The organism is Pandoraea bronchicola (assembly GCF_902459805.1).
In the GTDB taxonomy this organism is placed as follows: Bacteria; Pseudomonadota; Gammaproteobacteria; order Burkholderiales; family Burkholderiaceae; genus Pandoraea; species Pandoraea bronchicola.
In genome coordinates, this window is sequence record NZ_CABPST010000003.1 from 190,240 (window position 1) to 205,563 (window position 15,324).

The 15,324-nt window shown below is 63.0% G+C and carries 14 protein-coding genes; 10 read left to right on the top strand and 4 right to left on the bottom strand.

Translation table 11 applies throughout. The features are described 5' to 3' along the window. The first annotated feature begins 3 nt into the window (after nucleotides 1-3). The 5 genes from PBR20603_RS08440 to PBR20603_RS08460 all read left to right on the top strand — a co-directional run bounded on the left by PBR20603_RS08440 (nucleotide 4) and on the right by PBR20603_RS08460 (nucleotide 5,107). Nucleotides 4-1,287, top strand: coding sequence for a CaiB/BaiF CoA transferase family protein (locus PBR20603_RS08440; protein WP_246174487.1), 1,284 nt, complete (start codon nucleotides 4-6; stop codon nucleotides 1,285-1,287). A 103-nt stretch (nucleotides 1,288-1,390) separates the two neighbouring features. After that, entirely contained in the window at nucleotides 1,391-2,473 is a 1,083-nt protein-coding gene (locus PBR20603_RS08445; protein ID WP_150559100.1) for a CaiB/BaiF CoA transferase family protein, read from the top strand. Between the two features lie 210 nt (nucleotides 2,474-2,683). Then, nucleotides 2,684-3,370, top strand: coding sequence for a hypothetical protein (locus tag PBR20603_RS08450; RefSeq protein ID WP_150559101.1), 687 nt, complete (start codon nucleotides 2,684-2,686; stop codon nucleotides 3,368-3,370). Nucleotides 3,371-3,441: 71 nt separating this feature from the next. Continuing rightward, on the top strand, nucleotides 3,442-4,572 hold the full coding sequence (dinB, locus tag PBR20603_RS08455) for a DNA polymerase IV (protein WP_150559102.1): 1,131 nt from the start codon (nucleotides 3,442-3,444) through the stop codon (nucleotides 4,570-4,572). 25 nt (nucleotides 4,573-4,597) lie between these two features. Next, nucleotides 4,598-5,107, top strand: a complete 510-nt coding sequence (locus tag PBR20603_RS08460) for an MgtC/SapB family protein (protein ID WP_150559103.1) — start codon at nucleotides 4,598-4,600, stop codon at nucleotides 5,105-5,107. Between the two features lie 252 nt (nucleotides 5,108-5,359). Here PBR20603_RS08460 and PBR20603_RS08465 read toward each other — a convergent pair whose 3' ends face one another. Further along, nucleotides 5,360-5,815 (bottom strand): hypothetical protein, encoded by a 456-nt coding sequence (locus PBR20603_RS08465; RefSeq protein ID WP_150559104.1) that lies wholly within the window; start codon nucleotides 5,813-5,815, stop codon nucleotides 5,360-5,362. Between the two features lie 111 nt (nucleotides 5,816-5,926). Between PBR20603_RS08465 and PBR20603_RS08470 the strand changes: the two genes are divergently transcribed. After that, nucleotides 5,927-7,426 carry a cryptochrome/photolyase family protein gene (locus PBR20603_RS08470; protein ID WP_150559105.1) on the top strand — a complete coding sequence of 500 codons (1,500 nt, stop codon included), beginning with the start codon at nucleotides 5,927-5,929 and terminating at the stop codon, nucleotides 7,424-7,426. Nucleotides 7,427-7,707: 281 nt separating this feature from the next. Here PBR20603_RS08470 and PBR20603_RS08475 read toward each other — a convergent pair whose 3' ends face one another. The 3 genes from PBR20603_RS08475 to PBR20603_RS08485 all read right to left on the bottom strand — a co-directional run bounded on the left by PBR20603_RS08475 (nucleotide 7,708) and on the right by PBR20603_RS08485 (nucleotide 11,038). Continuing rightward, a complete protein-coding gene (locus tag PBR20603_RS08475; protein WP_174977846.1) occupies nucleotides 7,708-8,565 on the bottom strand; it encodes an urea transporter in 858 nt (285 codons plus the stop codon). 337 nt (nucleotides 8,566-8,902) lie between these two features. Further along, a complete protein-coding gene (locus tag PBR20603_RS08480) occupies nucleotides 8,903-10,621 on the bottom strand; it encodes a glutamine--tRNA ligase/YqeY domain fusion protein (protein ID WP_150559107.1) in 1,719 nt (572 codons plus the stop codon). 219 nt (nucleotides 10,622-10,840) lie between these two features. Beyond that, the gene (locus tag PBR20603_RS08485) at nucleotides 10,841-11,038 is read right to left on the bottom strand and encodes a hypothetical protein (protein ID WP_150559108.1); all 198 of its coding nucleotides are present in this window, start codon (nucleotides 11,036-11,038) and stop codon (nucleotides 10,841-10,843) included. A gap of 147 nt (nucleotides 11,039-11,185) precedes the next feature. On the opposite strand from PBR20603_RS08485, the gene PBR20603_RS08490 reads away from it, so the two are divergent. From PBR20603_RS08490 to abc-f, 4 genes are all read left to right on the top strand, one after another. Continuing rightward, nucleotides 11,186-11,701, top strand: coding sequence for a hypothetical protein (locus PBR20603_RS08490; protein WP_150559109.1), 516 nt, complete (start codon nucleotides 11,186-11,188; stop codon nucleotides 11,699-11,701). A 556-nt stretch (nucleotides 11,702-12,257) separates the two neighbouring features. Beyond that, nucleotides 12,258-12,491 carry a hypothetical protein gene (locus PBR20603_RS08495; RefSeq protein ID WP_150559110.1) on the top strand — a complete coding sequence of 78 codons (234 nt, stop codon included), beginning with the start codon at nucleotides 12,258-12,260 and terminating at the stop codon, nucleotides 12,489-12,491. A gap of 102 nt (nucleotides 12,492-12,593) precedes the next feature. Continuing rightward, nucleotides 12,594-13,061, top strand: a complete 468-nt coding sequence (locus tag PBR20603_RS08500) for a GNAT family N-acetyltransferase (protein WP_150559111.1) — start codon at nucleotides 12,594-12,596, stop codon at nucleotides 13,059-13,061. A gap of 85 nt (nucleotides 13,062-13,146) precedes the next feature. Continuing rightward, nucleotides 13,147-15,078, top strand: a complete 1,932-nt coding sequence (gene abc-f, locus PBR20603_RS08505; protein WP_150559112.1) for a ribosomal protection-like ABC-F family protein — start codon at nucleotides 13,147-13,149, stop codon at nucleotides 15,076-15,078. The last annotated feature ends 246 nt before the right edge of the window (nucleotides 15,079-15,324 follow it).

Below are 15,324 nucleotides of genomic sequence, written 5' to 3' on the forward strand. Positions count from 1 at the left end.
CAAATGCCGGATGTGTCCCCTGTGGCACCAACGCCGTTGCAAGGCATTCGCGTCGTGGAGTTTTCCCACATGGTCATGGGGCCCACGTGCGGCATGGTGCTTGGCGACCTCGGTGCCGACGTCATCAAGGTGGAACCCGTGGGCGGCGACGCGACGCGGCGTCTGCTCGGTACGGGGGCGGGCTTCTTCCGCTCGTTCAATCGCAACAAGCGCAGTCTCGCCGTGGACGTCACCCGGCCCGAAGGACGAGAGCTGATTCTGCGTCTGGTGAGCACGGCCGACGTGTTGACCGAGAACTTCAAGCCCGGGCGAATGCGTCAGATCGGGTTGGACTACGCGACGCTGTCGCGTTTGAATCCGGCGCTTGTCTATGTCTCGCTCAAAGGTTTTTTACCGGGCCCTTACGCCGGGCGCACCGCGCTCGACGAAGTGGTGCAGATGATGGCCGGGTTGGCCTATATGACCGGACCACCCGGGCAACCGCTGCGCGCAGGGGCGTCGGTCAACGACATCATGGGCGGTGTGTTTGGCGCGCTCGCCGCGCTGGCGGCGCTTTATGAACGCAAGACGACCGGGCGCGGGCAGGAAGTGCAGGGTGCGCTCTTCGAGAACTGCGTGCTGCTCGCCGCGCAGCACATGCAGCAATACGCGGTAACGGGGGTGGCGCCCGCCCCGATGCCTGCGCGTGTGTCGGCGTGGGGCATCTACGATGTATTCACGGCGCGCGACGGCGTGCAGATATTCCTCGCCGTCGTGAGCGATAGCCAGTGGCGGACATTCTGCGATGTGTTCGGCCGTCACGATCTGGCCGACGATGTTCGGCTCGCCACGAACAACGACCGGGTGCAGGCGCGCGACTGGCTGCTGCCCTTGCTGCGCGAGATGATGCGGGGGTTTGACGCCAGCTATCTGGCGGCCGCATTCGAGCGTCACGGTCTGCCGTTCGCGCCGATCGTTGCACCGCAGGCGCTGTTCGACGATCCCCATCTGCGCGCCAGTGGCGGATTGGGCGATCTGGTGACGGAGGACGGCGAGCACACACAGGTGCCGCTGCTGCCCATCACGATGGCGGGGCAGCGCTTGCCTGCGCGCCGGCCGTTACCGGTGGTGGGTGAGCACACGAACGAGATTCTGCGCGATCTGGGGTATCTCGACAGCCAGATCACTCGTCTGTTGACCGAGGGGGTGGTAGCGGGACCGGTGCACGACACCTTGCCGGACGATGCCTCCGGTGCCAACGATCACACCGGTCCCGTTTTGTGGGAAGACGGCGCCAGTCCGGGCTAAATTCGGAGTGATCCGAGCGAGAAGTGCGTGCTGTCTGCTTGCGGGCAGACGGCACGGCGCGGTACGGTGTGGGCATCGACCGTCACTTTTTCCTCGCCCCGCCATGACCGAATCGCTCGACCCATCCCAGGCATATGAATCGTCGGCACCGTCGGCATCTTCCGACGCGCCGCTGGCCGGCATCACCGTGCTCGATCTCACGCGCCTCTTGCCCGGACCGCTCGCCGGGCTTCGTCTCGCCGAACTCGGAGCGCACGTCATCAAGATCGAGGACAAGGGCGCTGGCGATTACGCCCGCGAGATGATGCTTGGGGATGATGAGCCGCCACCGAGCGCCTTCTGGCGTTTGCTCAATCGTGGCAAGTCGGTCGAGCGGCTCGACCTCAAGAACGACGCTGATCGTGCGACGTTTCGAGACTGGGTGTCTCGTGCCGATGTGTTGCTTGAGGGGTTTCGCCCCGGCGTGATGGCACGGCTGGGCTTCGATTACGAGACGCTTGCGCGCCTGAGGCCCTCGCTGGTGGTGGCATCGATCACCGGCTATGGACAGCATGGACCGATGGCGCAGGCGGCCGGGCACGACATCAACTACATCGGTTATGCCGGGGTGCTCGATCAGTTGGGGGATGCGGCGGACGCGCCCATCGTCCCGAACTTCCAGATCGGCGACTTGTACGGCGGCGGGCAAGCGACGGTGCAAGCCGTGTTGGCGGCGCTCGTCGCGGCGCAGCGCACCGGGCGCGGCCGGTGGCTGGACATCTCGATGACGCATGAGGTGTTTCGCGCGAATCTCATCCCCGCAGTGGCGATGCACCGGCAGGGGCATGTGTCGCGAGCGGGCAAGGATTTGCTCAACGGCGGTGTGCCTTGCTACCAGGTCTATCGCACCCAGGACGGACGCTACATGGCCGTAGGGGCACTCGAACTCAAGTTCTGGCAGACCTTGTGTGACGTGCTTGGACGCAGCGACTGGAAGACGCGGCATTGGTCGCTGGGGCAAGTGATTGGCGGCGAGGACGCACGCTCGCTTCAGGGCGAACTGGCAGCGGTGTTTGCGAGTGCGTCACTGTCGGACTGGACGTTGCGTTTCGCCCATGCGGATTGCTGCGTCACACCGGTGCTGCGACTGGAAGAAGCCGTAACGCACCCGTTGTTTGCTCGTGCACGTGAGGCACTGAGTCCGTGACGCCGGGGCGAGGGCACGTTACCGAATGTCACAATTTTTCGAGGAGGTGAGACGCGAAGTGTGGCCTTCCATCGCGTAGAGTCGTCGCTTACCGACACCGATATGCCCATGACTCGACGGCTTGCCTTGCTCCGACATCGAAACGGTTTCATCCATGCCGCGCGAGGACGATTGGCTGTTGCAGTCGTTAGCGCGGCGGCCGGCACCGCGATGACTGGATGTGTGTCCTATCAGGACACCCCGGTGGATCACGGGAAGGTTCGCTCGACGGCGATGACGACGGCGGATCTCGCACAGACGGACATCAATCGCATGGCGACGCTGGGCATGCGCGCCAATCTCGAGAGCTTGTACGTACTGGCCGACAAACTCTACAAGCGCAACCCTCGCGAATGGCGCAAGTCCGGGGCGACGACGCAGGCGCAGGCGATAGCGCAATTGCGTGCGGCTGTCGAGGGCAGACGCAGCCTGCCTGAGTTGAAGGACCTTCGCGACGTGAAAGCCCTGTCGCTCTCGCTCGACCCGGCGTTCAGCGGCGATCGCGTGGCCGCGTTCGTCTTCAGCCTGTCGGACACGATCATCGCCGCGCATGGGGGGGCGACCGTGTTTTATCTCAGCGATGGCCTCGACGCACAGCGGATCTACAACGCGGCGCGCAACGTCGAAATCGCCGCGTGGCTGCTCGCGAGCCGTCGTGACCCAGTGGGCAAGCCGTTACTGCTGGCAAACGAAATTGCCGACGTACGCAACGTGAGCTTCGAACGGGAGTTCGGCAAAATCATTGGCAGGCTCGATCTGCTGGCCGAGATGCTCGACGAAAAATACCGCCGTGCCGGCATCGGCTACGTCCAGAATCTGCTTGGCGCGCAGTTTCTCCAGTTCCTGCCCGTGCGATGACGTGATGTCACTGATGGGGCGCAAATGTTGTGCAAATGCTGTATATTTGCACAGTGTTTTCGCCGCCCGCCATGTCATCCTCAACGCGCAAGATCATTCACTGCGATGCCGACTGCTTCTACGCGTCTGTCGAGATGCGTGATGATCCGTCGCTGCGAGGAATTCCGCTGGCCGTCGGCGGCCAGCCCGATCAGCGAGGCGTGGTAGCCACGTGCAATTACGAGGCACGCGCCTTTGGCGTGCGCTCCGCGATGCCGTCGGCTCAGGCGATCAAGCTGTGTCCCGAGTTGCGCATCATTCCCCCCACGATGAGCCGGTATCAGGAAGCGTCGCGACGCATCATGGCGATCTATCGCGATTATACGGATCTGGTTGAACCGCTCTCGCTGGACGAAGCGTATCTGGATGTCACAGACAGCGAGCATTGCGATGGCTCGGCGACGTTGATCGCGCGCGAGATTCGCGCACGTGTTGCTGCCGAGGTCGGGTTGACCGTCTCGGCGGGGGTCGCCCCCAACAAGTTCATCGCCAAGATCGCCAGCGATTGGCGCAAGCCCGACGGCATGTTCGTCGTGAAGCCTGCCGAAGTGGATGCCTTCGTGGCTGTCCTGCCGGTCGAGCGTCTGTTTGGCGTGGGAAAGGTGACGGCGGAGAAGCTCCGCGCGCTCGGCGTGGATTCGTGCGGCGATTTGCGAAGTCACTCGATAGCCGATCTCACCGAGCGCTTCGGCGTGTTCGGTCAGCGCCTGTTCGAGCGTTGCCGTGGCATCGACACGCGTGAAGTGAGCCCGGACCGCGAGCGGAAATCGATCAGTGTCGAGACGACCTACACGCGTGACCTGCGCACGCTCGCCGAATGCGAGACGGCGCTTGAACCGCTGCTTCGCCAGTTATTCGAGCGCATCGAACGGGCACGTCGCAGCGAACCGCTGGCCGTCGCCAAAATCTTCGTCAAGATCCGCTTTGCCGATTTCTCCCGCACGACGGCCGAAGCCGGTGCACTGGGGGTCGACCCCGGGCAATGCCGGCAGTTGCTGGCCGAGGCGGTTGGCCGCAAACGCCGGCCGGTTCGCCTGATGGGCGTCGGCGTCCGGTTGCTGGAAGCCCAGGCTGCACGTCAGTTACGGCTGTTCGACGACTGGGGTGACGGCACCTCGCCGACCGCGCCGCCGCCGGGCGATAATGCGGCATCACAGACATAGATCGCACAGGCGAGCGGGTTGAAGGATGGCGGAGAGCATCGAAGTCACATTGCGTCTCACAGCGGCGTTGATTCTTGGCGGCCTGGTCGGGCTCAATCGAAATCTGCATCACAAGTCGGTCGGCTTGCGAACGCTGGCGATCGTGTCGTTCGGCTCGGCGTTGTTCGTGCTGGCGGTCGTGCCGTTTCACGGGTCGTCGCTGACCTATGACGAATCGTCGGTCAGCCGAGTGATACAGGGCATCGTTGCCGGCATCGGCTTTCTCGGTGCGGGTTGCATCATCCGTCCGAGTCACGGCGCGTCGGTGCATGGGTTCACCACGGCGGCAGCGTTATGGAGTACGACAGGGGTCGGCATTATTTGCGGTTTGGGCCGCTGGCATATCGCACTCGTGGCGATGGTGCTGATGCTTATCGTGCTGGCGCTCGGCGGGCGCATCGAAGCGCTCGCACACCGCTGGCTGGGGCACGACGAGCCGCCGGCGCCTTCGTCTGACGGGGACGCGCCGGGGCCGCGTGAGCGCGACGGCAAGTAACGTCCATCCAGCGTCTGCAGAAGATGCACATCGCCGCCTCCTCGTCCTGGAAGTCACGGGAATAACCCTGCGGATACCGAAGAAAAATGCCCGCCGAAGCGGGCAAATGACGTTGTCGCAGTACCCCCAAAAGGACGTAAGAGGGCGATTTCATTTTGGTCAGCGACGTGTCGCGCGCCAATCGGGGCTTGCCCGATTAGGGAAAGCACGTCAGGGGGACTACGTAGACCTGCCGCGCGATCAGGCGGACACTCAGCGTATGGCGCGCAGTTCCGTGGCGCGCGCACGCGCGACCCGCAGGCCGTCGGTCTGAAGCGCGAGCGTGGCGGCATCGGCTTGCTGCGCGGCGTCGGTTGCTGAGGTGTACGTCACAATCGCAGCCTGCCGTTCACGGTGGAACCGCTCGGTGATCGGCGCGCACTCGGTGGCCGCTTCGTCCGCCAGACGGACGGGATCGGGCACGAGATTGATATAGCGCGCGACGTGGCCGTAAAGGCACGTACGGTACTGGTCGGCGGCAGCGTCTGCGGCTGCCAGATGTCGCTCACGCAAGGTGGCGGCGTCGGGGGCGGCAGGACGCGTCGCCGCAGGCGCGGCGGTCGGTTTCGACGGGGTGGCGCAGCCAGTGACAAGCAGGGTGGCCGCGACGCAGAACAGGGCCGGTACCGCAGTGCGGCCGCGGGTCAAATTCAGAAACTTCCGAGTCATGAGGTAATCGACGCCGATGGCATAAAGTCTGCGATGTCGCTATGGTACGGGATTTGACGCATTCGTCCCGAATCAACCGATAGCGGCGCGCAGGTGTCGCGCCAATCTGACATGAGCGAATTCCAAAAAGGGCTGGTATGGCTGCGGCGCGATCTGCGCTGCACGGACAACGCAACGCTGACGCAGGCGCTTACCACGTGCCGCGAGGTGTATGTCGCGTTCGTTTTCGATACGACGATTCTCGGGGATTTGCCGCCCGACGATCGCCGTGTCGCTTTCATTCACGACAGTGTTGCGGCGTTGGCGAGCACCCTCGAGGAGGCCGGGGGCGCACTGATCGTGCTTCACGGGGATCCCGCCGCAGAGATTCCTTCGCTGGCGAAGTCGCTTGGCGTTCAGGCCGTCTTTGCCGGGCGAGACTACGAGCCTGCTGCCGTAGCGCGTGATCGCTCGGTGGCGCGCTCGCTTAACGAGCTCGACATCGTATTCGAGACCGTCAAGGATCAGGTGATCTTCGAGGCCAGCGAGATTCTCACGGCGCAGGGCGAGCCTTACAGCGTGTTCACGCCCTACCAGCGGGCATGGTTGAAGCAGGTGCGGCCCGTCGATCTGGCGCCTCACGGGCGTGAGCGTGACCTGCAACATCTGGCCGCGCCACCGAATGGCACTGGGGCATTTCCCTCGCTCGCCTCATTGGGTTTCGACGTGCCGGAAGCCCGCCGGATTGCGATCTCGGCCGGAGAGTCCGGTGCTCGCCAATTGCTGGACGATTTTTTGCCGCGAATGGCGCATTACCACGAGCGACGCGACTACCCTGCGGTGCGCGGGCCAAGCTATCTGTCGGTGCATCTGCGTTTCGGCACGATCTCGATCCGCACGCTGGCCCGCGAAGCTCACGCGGCCATGCTGCGGGGCGGCGACGCCGGCAGCGGCGCCCAGACGTGGCTCAGCGAACTGATCTGGCGCGAGTTCTATTTCATGATCCTGCATCATCATCCGGCCGTGGTCGGCAAGGCATTCAAGCCGGCGTACGACGCCATCGAATGGGCCTCGGGCAAAGACGCCGACGCGAATTTTCAAGCCTGGTGCGAGGGGCGTACGGGGTATCCGTTGGTCGATGCGGCCATGCGGCAGATCAACCAGACGGGCTACATGCACAACCGTCTTCGCATGGTCACGGCGAGCTTTCTCGTCAAGGATCTGGGCATTGATTGGCGACGGGGAGAGGCGTACTTTGCGCGGGCCCTCAACGATTTCGATCTGGCGGCGAACAACGGTGGCTGGCAATGGGCCGCGTCCACCGGGTGCGATGCGCAGCCGTATTTCCGTATTTTCAATCCGGTGACGCAGTCGGAGAAGTTCGACCCGCAGGGGCGCTTCATCCGGAAGTATGTGCCGGAGCTGGCCAATTTACCCGATAAGGCCCTGCACGCGCCTTGGCGAGCCGATGCTCAGGTGCTGCTCGACGCCAAAGTGACGCTGGGACACGACTATCCGCAGCCGCTAGTTGCCCACGATGTGGCACGTAACGAGACGCTCGCGCGATACGCCGTCGTGAAGACGCCGGCCGTCTCCGGTCAGCGTGGCGAAGACGGGAACGCTGCCGGATGAAAGATCGGTGTATACCCCGGTCAACTTTTTTCACGTTTGACCGTTGATACGGGTAAGGCACACCAGAGGGCCTGGGCTTCGGTAGCGGTTCGCAACGTCGGGGGGCGTTAGCGGGCGTCAGGGAGGAAGCAGTACAAGAACGAGAAGTGCTCGGCAACGAGCGAGGGCAGGCCAAAACCACACGGAGAAGCTGAAAAATCCTTGGCCGCACAGACGGCAGCTTCACCACACGGGGTTAGCGATGAGCGAGTGCCCGGAGCGTCAGCGTTCCGGGCATTTTTTTATGGGGAATCGTGCTGCCGGCCTTGAGCGGTTGCGCCTAGTACGACCCAGACCGCCAGATTGAACGGCAGCGTGAAGTACGGCCAGCCCAGCGAACCGAGCGCTTGACCGAGGGCGATGCAGATGACGCTGGCCAGAACGGCACCGGCGAAGCACAGGGCAGGGCGGCGCGCGAATACGCCCAATCCCAATGCTGCAAGAAATGCATTGACGCCAATACCGCCGGCTTGCCCTGCCATCGCAGGCCATACCGTCGCCAGGGCGGTGAGGCACAACCATACCGCGATACCTGCTGCCAGTGCCCACAACGTGGCGCGCGCATTCCAGAGCGCGAGCACGTACCAGGTGAGCAGGCCCAGTACCAGTGGGGTCACGAAGATGACTTGCCCCACCGAGCAGAAGACGAAACCGGGTGTGCCCGCGTCGCATGCGAGCGCCCCGGCGCGCGGTGACAACGTGAGCCAGGGCTGCGCGGCCAAGGTGAGCGCCATGACACCCACGAACGGGCCTGTCAGGGCCGGGAGCCTGTAGCGCGTGAGTATGGCCGTCGCGAAGACGGTCAGGCAGACACCCACCGCCAGCCACGCGAGGAGTGCGATATCGGGTTGCCACAGGGCACCGAACGCAAGGCCGGTCAACGCGGCGTTATACCCTGATAACCCGCTGCGCCGTTGGTCGCGCGGCAGCCGCAGCACGATCGACAGACAAGACGCCGCCACGCTGGCGGCCAGCCCCAAAATCGCCGCAGGCAAGTCGGCGAGGGCTAGCACGGCGAGCAGCAGCACGCCGATGCCTGCCGACGGGATGAAGTAGATCTGTGCGAAGTTTGCGGCTGCGCCGTGAAGCTCGTCGATCACCCGGCTGCGCGCATTCGAAGCGTGCTGCGGAGCCTGTGATGCGGGTACCGCGATTGATGCCGGCAGGGGCGAGGAACGAGGCATTGGCATGGACAGACAGCAGCGACTCGGGTGAATTTGGCAGTGGATTCGCGACGTGAGGGTGCCTCAATGGACCTGAACAGCCCATACGGCACGGGAGCGATGGGCGCGAGCTTACGCCGAACCGGCGTGTCCGGGCGGCTCGGCTCGTTATAGTCGGTATTTGGTCTGAAGCCGTCGCTTCCGGCGGGTCTGGAAAAGCAAAACCCGCGCACGAAGGCGCGGGTTCTGTTCGGCGATGATGGCGATGGGACGATTACTTGCCGCCGCCCTTGGCCGGCTTGACTGCCCAGCTATCCTTGAGCGACACGCTGCGGTTGAACACCGGCTTGCCCGGTGTCGAATCGTAGCGATCGGCGACGAAGTAGCCATGACGCTCGAACTGCACGCGTTCTTCCGGTGCGATGTTCATCAGACCCGGTTCGACAAAGGCTTGCGTGACACGCTTGGCATTCGGATTGATGGCGTCGAGGAAGTTCTTGTCGCCGGCGTCCGGATTCGGATCGAGGAACAGGCGGTCGTAGATGCGCACCTCGGCGGCGATGGCATGCAGCGCACTCACCCAGTGGATATTGCCCTTGACCTTGTAATTGTCCGCGCCCGGCGTGCCCGAACGGCTGTCTTCGAAGTAGTTGCAATGCACGGCAGTGACGTTGCCTTCGGCATCGGTATCGAAGCCCGTGCACTCCACCACGTAACCATAGCGCAGACGCACCTTGTTGCCCGGGAACAGACGGAAGAAGCCCTTCACCGGCTCGGCCTGGAAATCTTCGCGCTCGATCCACAGCTCACGCGAGATCGGGAACGTGCGCATGCCACGCTCGGGGAAGTGCGGATGCACGGGGGCCTGACAGTCTTCTTGCTTGCCTTCCGGGTAGTTGTCGATGATGAGCTTGAGCGGATCGAGCACTGCCGTCGCGCGGGGCGCCTTCGGGTCGAGATCGTCGCGCAGGGCTTGCTCGAGAATGCTCATGTCGATCCACGACGCCGACTTCGCGACACCGATGCGATCGCAGAACAATTGCAGGCTTTCCGGCGAGAAGCCCCGGCGGCGCAAACCGACGAGCGTGGGCATGCGCGGATCGTCCCATCCGTCGACATGCTTTTCGTCGATCAACTGGCGCAGCTTGCGCTTGCTGGTGATGGCGTAAGTCAGTTGCAGACGCGCAAACTCAATCTGTTGCGGCATCGGACGCGTGAACATGCCCGCATCGGCCAGCTCGCCCAGCACCCAGTCGTAGAACGGACGCTGATCTTCGAACTCCAGCGTGCACAGGCTGTGCGTGATGTTCTCGATAGCGTCTTCGAGCGGGTGCGCGTAGGTGTACATCGGGTAGAGGCACCAGGCGTCACCCGTACGATGGTGATGTGCGTGACGGATACGGTAGATGGCCGGGTCGCGCAGGTTGATGTTCGGCGAGGACATGTCGATCTTGGCGCGCAGCACGTGCGTGCCGTCGGCGAACTCGCCCGCGCGCATGCGACGGAACAGATCGAGGTTCTCGTCGACCGAGCGGTTCCGGAACGGCGAATCCTTGCCCGGCTCGGTGAGCGTGCCACGGTTCGCGCGCATGTCGTCGGCGCTTTGGCTGTCGACGTACGCCTTGCCGCGCTGGATCAGGATCTCGGCGCCCTGATAGAGCTGTTCGAAGTAGTCGCTCGCGAAGTAGAGGTGTTCCTTCTGCGGTGTCTCGTAGCTGAAACCGAGCCACTTGACCATTTCAATGATCGAGTCGACGTATTCGGTGTCTTCCTTCTCGGGGTTGGTGTCGTCGAAGCGCAGATGGCACACGCCATCGTAGTCGCGCGCTATGCCGAAGTTCACGCAGATGGCCTTCGCGTGACCGACGTGCAGATAGCCGTTCGGCTCCGGCGGGAAGCGCGTTTCGACGCGCTGGCCCCATTTGCCCGAGCGATTGTCTTCGTCAATGATGTTGCGGATGAAGTTGGATGCCGCGTTCAGCTCTGTGCTCATGCCTGTCCAGTGTTCGGAGTTTGGCGAATATTCTACCGTACCGCATTGCACCACGGGCGAGCGTTCGCGCGGCAACCCGGCGTCTGGGGGCTGCGGCGAGGCAGGAATCGCCAAGAGGTTTGGGTCGGGACGTGGGGCTGGCGCGACCGGACGGGAGCGGTCTGGGGCGCAGAGGGGGCGGCCGGTGCCTCGCGGACGCGCAACACCGGCGCGTGGCGTTTACATGTTCGGTACCTGGACCGCGGAGCGTTGTCCCGGCCAGTTGGCATAGGAGAGCAGCCACAGAGAAATGATGTTCACGACCGGGATAAAGGCCAGTATCGTGAACCATGGCGACAGGCCGAGCCGGGTCAGAATGCGCCAGACGGGAACCCCAACGAGCACGATAGCGACGAGCAAGCCAATAAGACTGGACATACGATATCTCCCGAAAGTCCCGCCGGCGGCGGGCCGTGACGCCAAGTATATAGTGCCGGCCCGCCGTCGCAGCGCCCGGATTGTTCTATCCTGAAAAGACTGCCGGTGCTGCCGGCGGCCTGTGAGTAACCCTCAAGGGAGGACATCATGGAACTGCACCTCCACTCGCATCGCTACACGCACCGCTCGCCCGACTGGGTGGCCGCCGCCGTCGCCGGCTTTGTCGCCTGCGCGTTCTTCTCTGCGGTGGAAATGCTCATGGTGCTGCTGGTCTCAGGCCAGAGCCCGTGGGTGCCACCCCGGATGGTCGCTGCCATCGTGCTGGGGCCGGGCATTGTGTCGCAGCCTGCCACGTTCGACCTTTCCATCGTTGCCATGGCACTCATGGTCCATGCGGCCATCGGCGTCGTGCTGGGCGTGGTGCTCGGCGCCATCATCGCGCCCTTCCGGCTTGACTCTGACGTGGTCACGGTGTCGGTCGCGGGCGCGGTCTTCGGACTGGTCGTATACGCCGTCAATTTCTACGTGATGACACAGTTGTTCCCGTGGTTCATCGAGTCGCGTGGCTGGACGATGCTGGCCGGGCACGTGATCTTCGGCGCGTTCGCGGGCTATATGTACTGGGTGCTGGCCCAAATTGACGAGCGTACGGCGACGTCCTAGCCATCGTTTTCGGCGGGGCTGCTTTGGTGCATGTGCAGCATTTTTCTGTTATCATTCGCCAACTGCACTCGTTTTTCCGTCATTTTCGGAATCAATAGGGTGCAGTCATCCGTGGCATGAATTGCCGGGCAGGTTCAGACCCCGTCCGGAGATAGCCAGCGTGTGGCACGATTATCACTACACATGTGCCGCGCAACCGTGCTATCGCATGTCACCCTGAATGATTGGCGCGATTCCACGTGACCAACGTTCTTGCCGCCGCCCCCGACCGGGCGGCAGTGCATCGTTCCCCGAAACAGGAAGTCGTACACAGAACGCCCCCATTGCGCCTTACGTTGCGCATTGACGGTGTGCATGAGGTCTTGCGCCGCATGCAGCGTTCAGCAGTGTCGTCTGTCTCGTGTCAGTCACGCGAATGTCGCGTGTTTGTCACATTGGACAGATAGGCTGCGTGCACTTCACGGAAACATTTGTGCAAATCTGCACTCTCATCACCGTAAGCCGATTCGAGAGGGATAGTTATTAGTCAAATTTTATGCAGTAAGAAGGATACAAAATGAAAACATCGCAATACCAGGAATTCCAGTACAGCGTTCGTGCAGTGGAGCGTGACAACGCCCGTTGGGACGCGTTCTACGAGATTCATCGCCCGACCAACCAAGGGATGGAAAAAGTGGGTGCCTACCAGGTTCAGAGCGCCTACGGCTTTGCTACGCAAGGCTATGCCCTGGATGACGCCGAGCGCAATGCCCGTGCCGACATCGAGCAGGGCATCGTCTACTACCAGTAAGTCTGATTCCCCCAGTTCATTCCCTGTGCGCGATGCTGGCATCGTCGCGTTGCGACGGTGCTATAGTCCCGCCTTTCGCAACGCGAGGCTGGAGAGTCGGGAATGGAATGGATGTGCAAGTCGTTCGATGCGTTGGGCAGCCCTCTGCTTTACCGTATTCTGGCGGCGCGAAATGCCGTGTTCGTGGTCGAGCAACAGTGCCCCTATCAGGACATCGACGGACGCGATCCCCATAGCCTGCATCTCGTCGCGCAAGTGCGCGATGCGTCGGATCAGCCACAGATTGCTGCGTATTTGCGCCTGCTGCCGCCGGGACTTGCCTACGACGAAGCGTCGATTGGCCGTGTGATTACGGCGTCGTCGCATCGCGGTACCGGACTCGGGCGCGAGTTGCTGGCCCGGGCGGTTGCCATTGCCGAGGTGCAATGGCCGTCGGCTGCACTGCGCATCGGGGCTCAAGCGCATCTCGAAGCGTTTTATGGCGCGTTCGGGTTCGTTAAGGCCAGCGAGCCGTATGACGAAGACGGCATCTTGCATATCGAAATGCTGCGAGCGCCCGCAGCGCAATGACAGTGCCATAGCAGTGCAATATCGGCCGGGCTTTCGTGCCCGGCACTACAATACCTCCCATCGCAGTTCTCCCGTTTCCCGACTCATGGCCTTGTATTCCATCACGGGCGCCCAACTGGCGTTCGGTCACGTGGCATTGCTCGACAATGCCGATTTTTCGCTCGAAGCCGGTGAGCGCGTCGGGCTTATCGGGCGCAATGGCGCAGGTAAGTCGTCGCTGCTCAAGATCGTGGCGGGGTTAACGGTGCCTGACGACGGGCTGGTTGCCCGTCAGGCCGGACTCAATACGGTCTACGTGCCGCAGGAACCCGAATTCGATGCCGATCAGACGGTTTTCGACGCCGTCGCGCTCGGCCTGGGTGATTTGCATGTGCTGCTCTCCGATTACGATCGCACGGCTGAAGCGCTTGCCGACGCCCCCGATGGCGCCGAGCACGATGCACTGCTCGCGCGTCTCAATACGTTGCAGTCGTCGCTCGACGCCGCTGACGCCTGGCAGGTCAAGACTCGTGTCGAGACGACCATCGCGCAGCTTGGGCTCGACGGACACGCCCGCGTCGGCGCGCTTTCCGGCGGGATGCAAAAACGCGTCTCGCTTGCGCAGGCGTGGGTGGCCAAACCCGACGTGCTGCTGCTCGACGAGCCGACCAACCACCTCGATTTCGACGCGATCCGCTGGCTCGAAGATCTGCTCATCGGCTATCGCGGCGCGCTGCTGTTCATCACCCACGATCGCAGCTTCCTCGACCGTGTCGCCACACGCATCGTCGAACTCGATCGCGGACGTTTGCTCTCGTACCCCGGTAATTTCACGCAGTACCAGGAACGCAAAGCCGCACAGCTCGAAGTCGAGCGGGTGGAAAACGAGAAGTTCGACAAGCTGCTCGCGCAGGAAGAGGTGTGGATTCGTAAGGGCGTCGAAGCGCGCCGCACGCGCAGCGTGTCTCGTATCGAGCGCTTGAAGACGATGCGTAACGAGCGCGCCGAGCGTCGTGAAATTCAAGGCAACGTGCGCATGGATGTGGCGCAGGCCGAGAAGTCCGGCAAGATCGTGGCGGAACTGACCCATGTCACGAAGTCGTACGGCGGCCGAGTCATCGTGCGTGACTTCACGGCGACCCTCATGCGCGGCGACAAGGTCGGTCTCGTCGGCCCGAACGGCGTCGGCAAGACGACGATGCTCAAGCTCATCCTCGGCGAGATCACGCCGGATAGCGGACAGATTCGCGTCGGCACCAATCTTCAGGTAGCGTATTTCGATCAGATGCGCGCGCAACTCGATCCCGAGAAGAGTCTGCTCGACACGATCAGCCCGGGCAGCGACTGGATCGAAATCAGCGGCGTGCGCAAGCACGTCATGAGCTATCTCGGTGACTTTCTGTTCTCGCCGGAGCGCGCCCGTTCACCGGTGAAGTCGCTGTCGGGCGGCGAGCGAAACCGTTTGCTGCTGGCCCGATTGTTCGCGCGTCCGGCCAACGTGCTGGTGCTCGACGAACCGACCAACGATCTGGACATTCCGACCCTCGAACTGCTCGAAGAACTGCTCGAGGAATACAGCGGCACGGTCTTCCTCGTGAGTCACGACCGCACGTTCCTGGATAACGTGGTGACCTCGGTCATCGCCGCAGAAGGCGACGGCAACTGGCGCGAGTATGTCGGCGGGTTCACCGACTGGCAGGTGCAGAGCGACCGCTCTGCTGCGCTTGCCGCGCAGCGCGCACCGGCCGACGACGCAGCAAAGGAAGCGCCCAGCGCACCGAAGCGCAGCGCTAATCGCACCGTCAAGCTGAGCTACAAGGAGCAGCGAGAACTCGATGGCCTGCCGGAGCGCATCGCCGCATTGGAAACGGAACAAAAGGACGCCGCAGCGAAGATCGAAGATGGTTCGATCTTTGTGAAAGATCCGGCCGCCGGGGCGGCGTTGTCCGAACGTTTCGAGGCCATTGAACTGGAGTTGCTCGAAGCGCTCGAACGCTGGGAAGTCCTCGAGGCCAAGCAGCGCGGCGAGAGCGCGTAAGTGCCGGCGCAACGGCGCGCGGCTTGATGTCCGGCCGCATTGTTGGGGCCGGCGGGGGCTGTCATTCGATCGCGTCGCGAGTGACAGTACAATAGGCCGCAATTCATCAGGCGCGGCTCACCCCCGGACCACCCATGCCGGGCATTGGGCGCGCTCAGAGTGCCCATTATGTGGGCGCCGCAACTCAAGTCGTTGATCCGGCGTCACTTTTGTCATGTGTTAATGGGTTTTCCCCGTGGTTGTCCA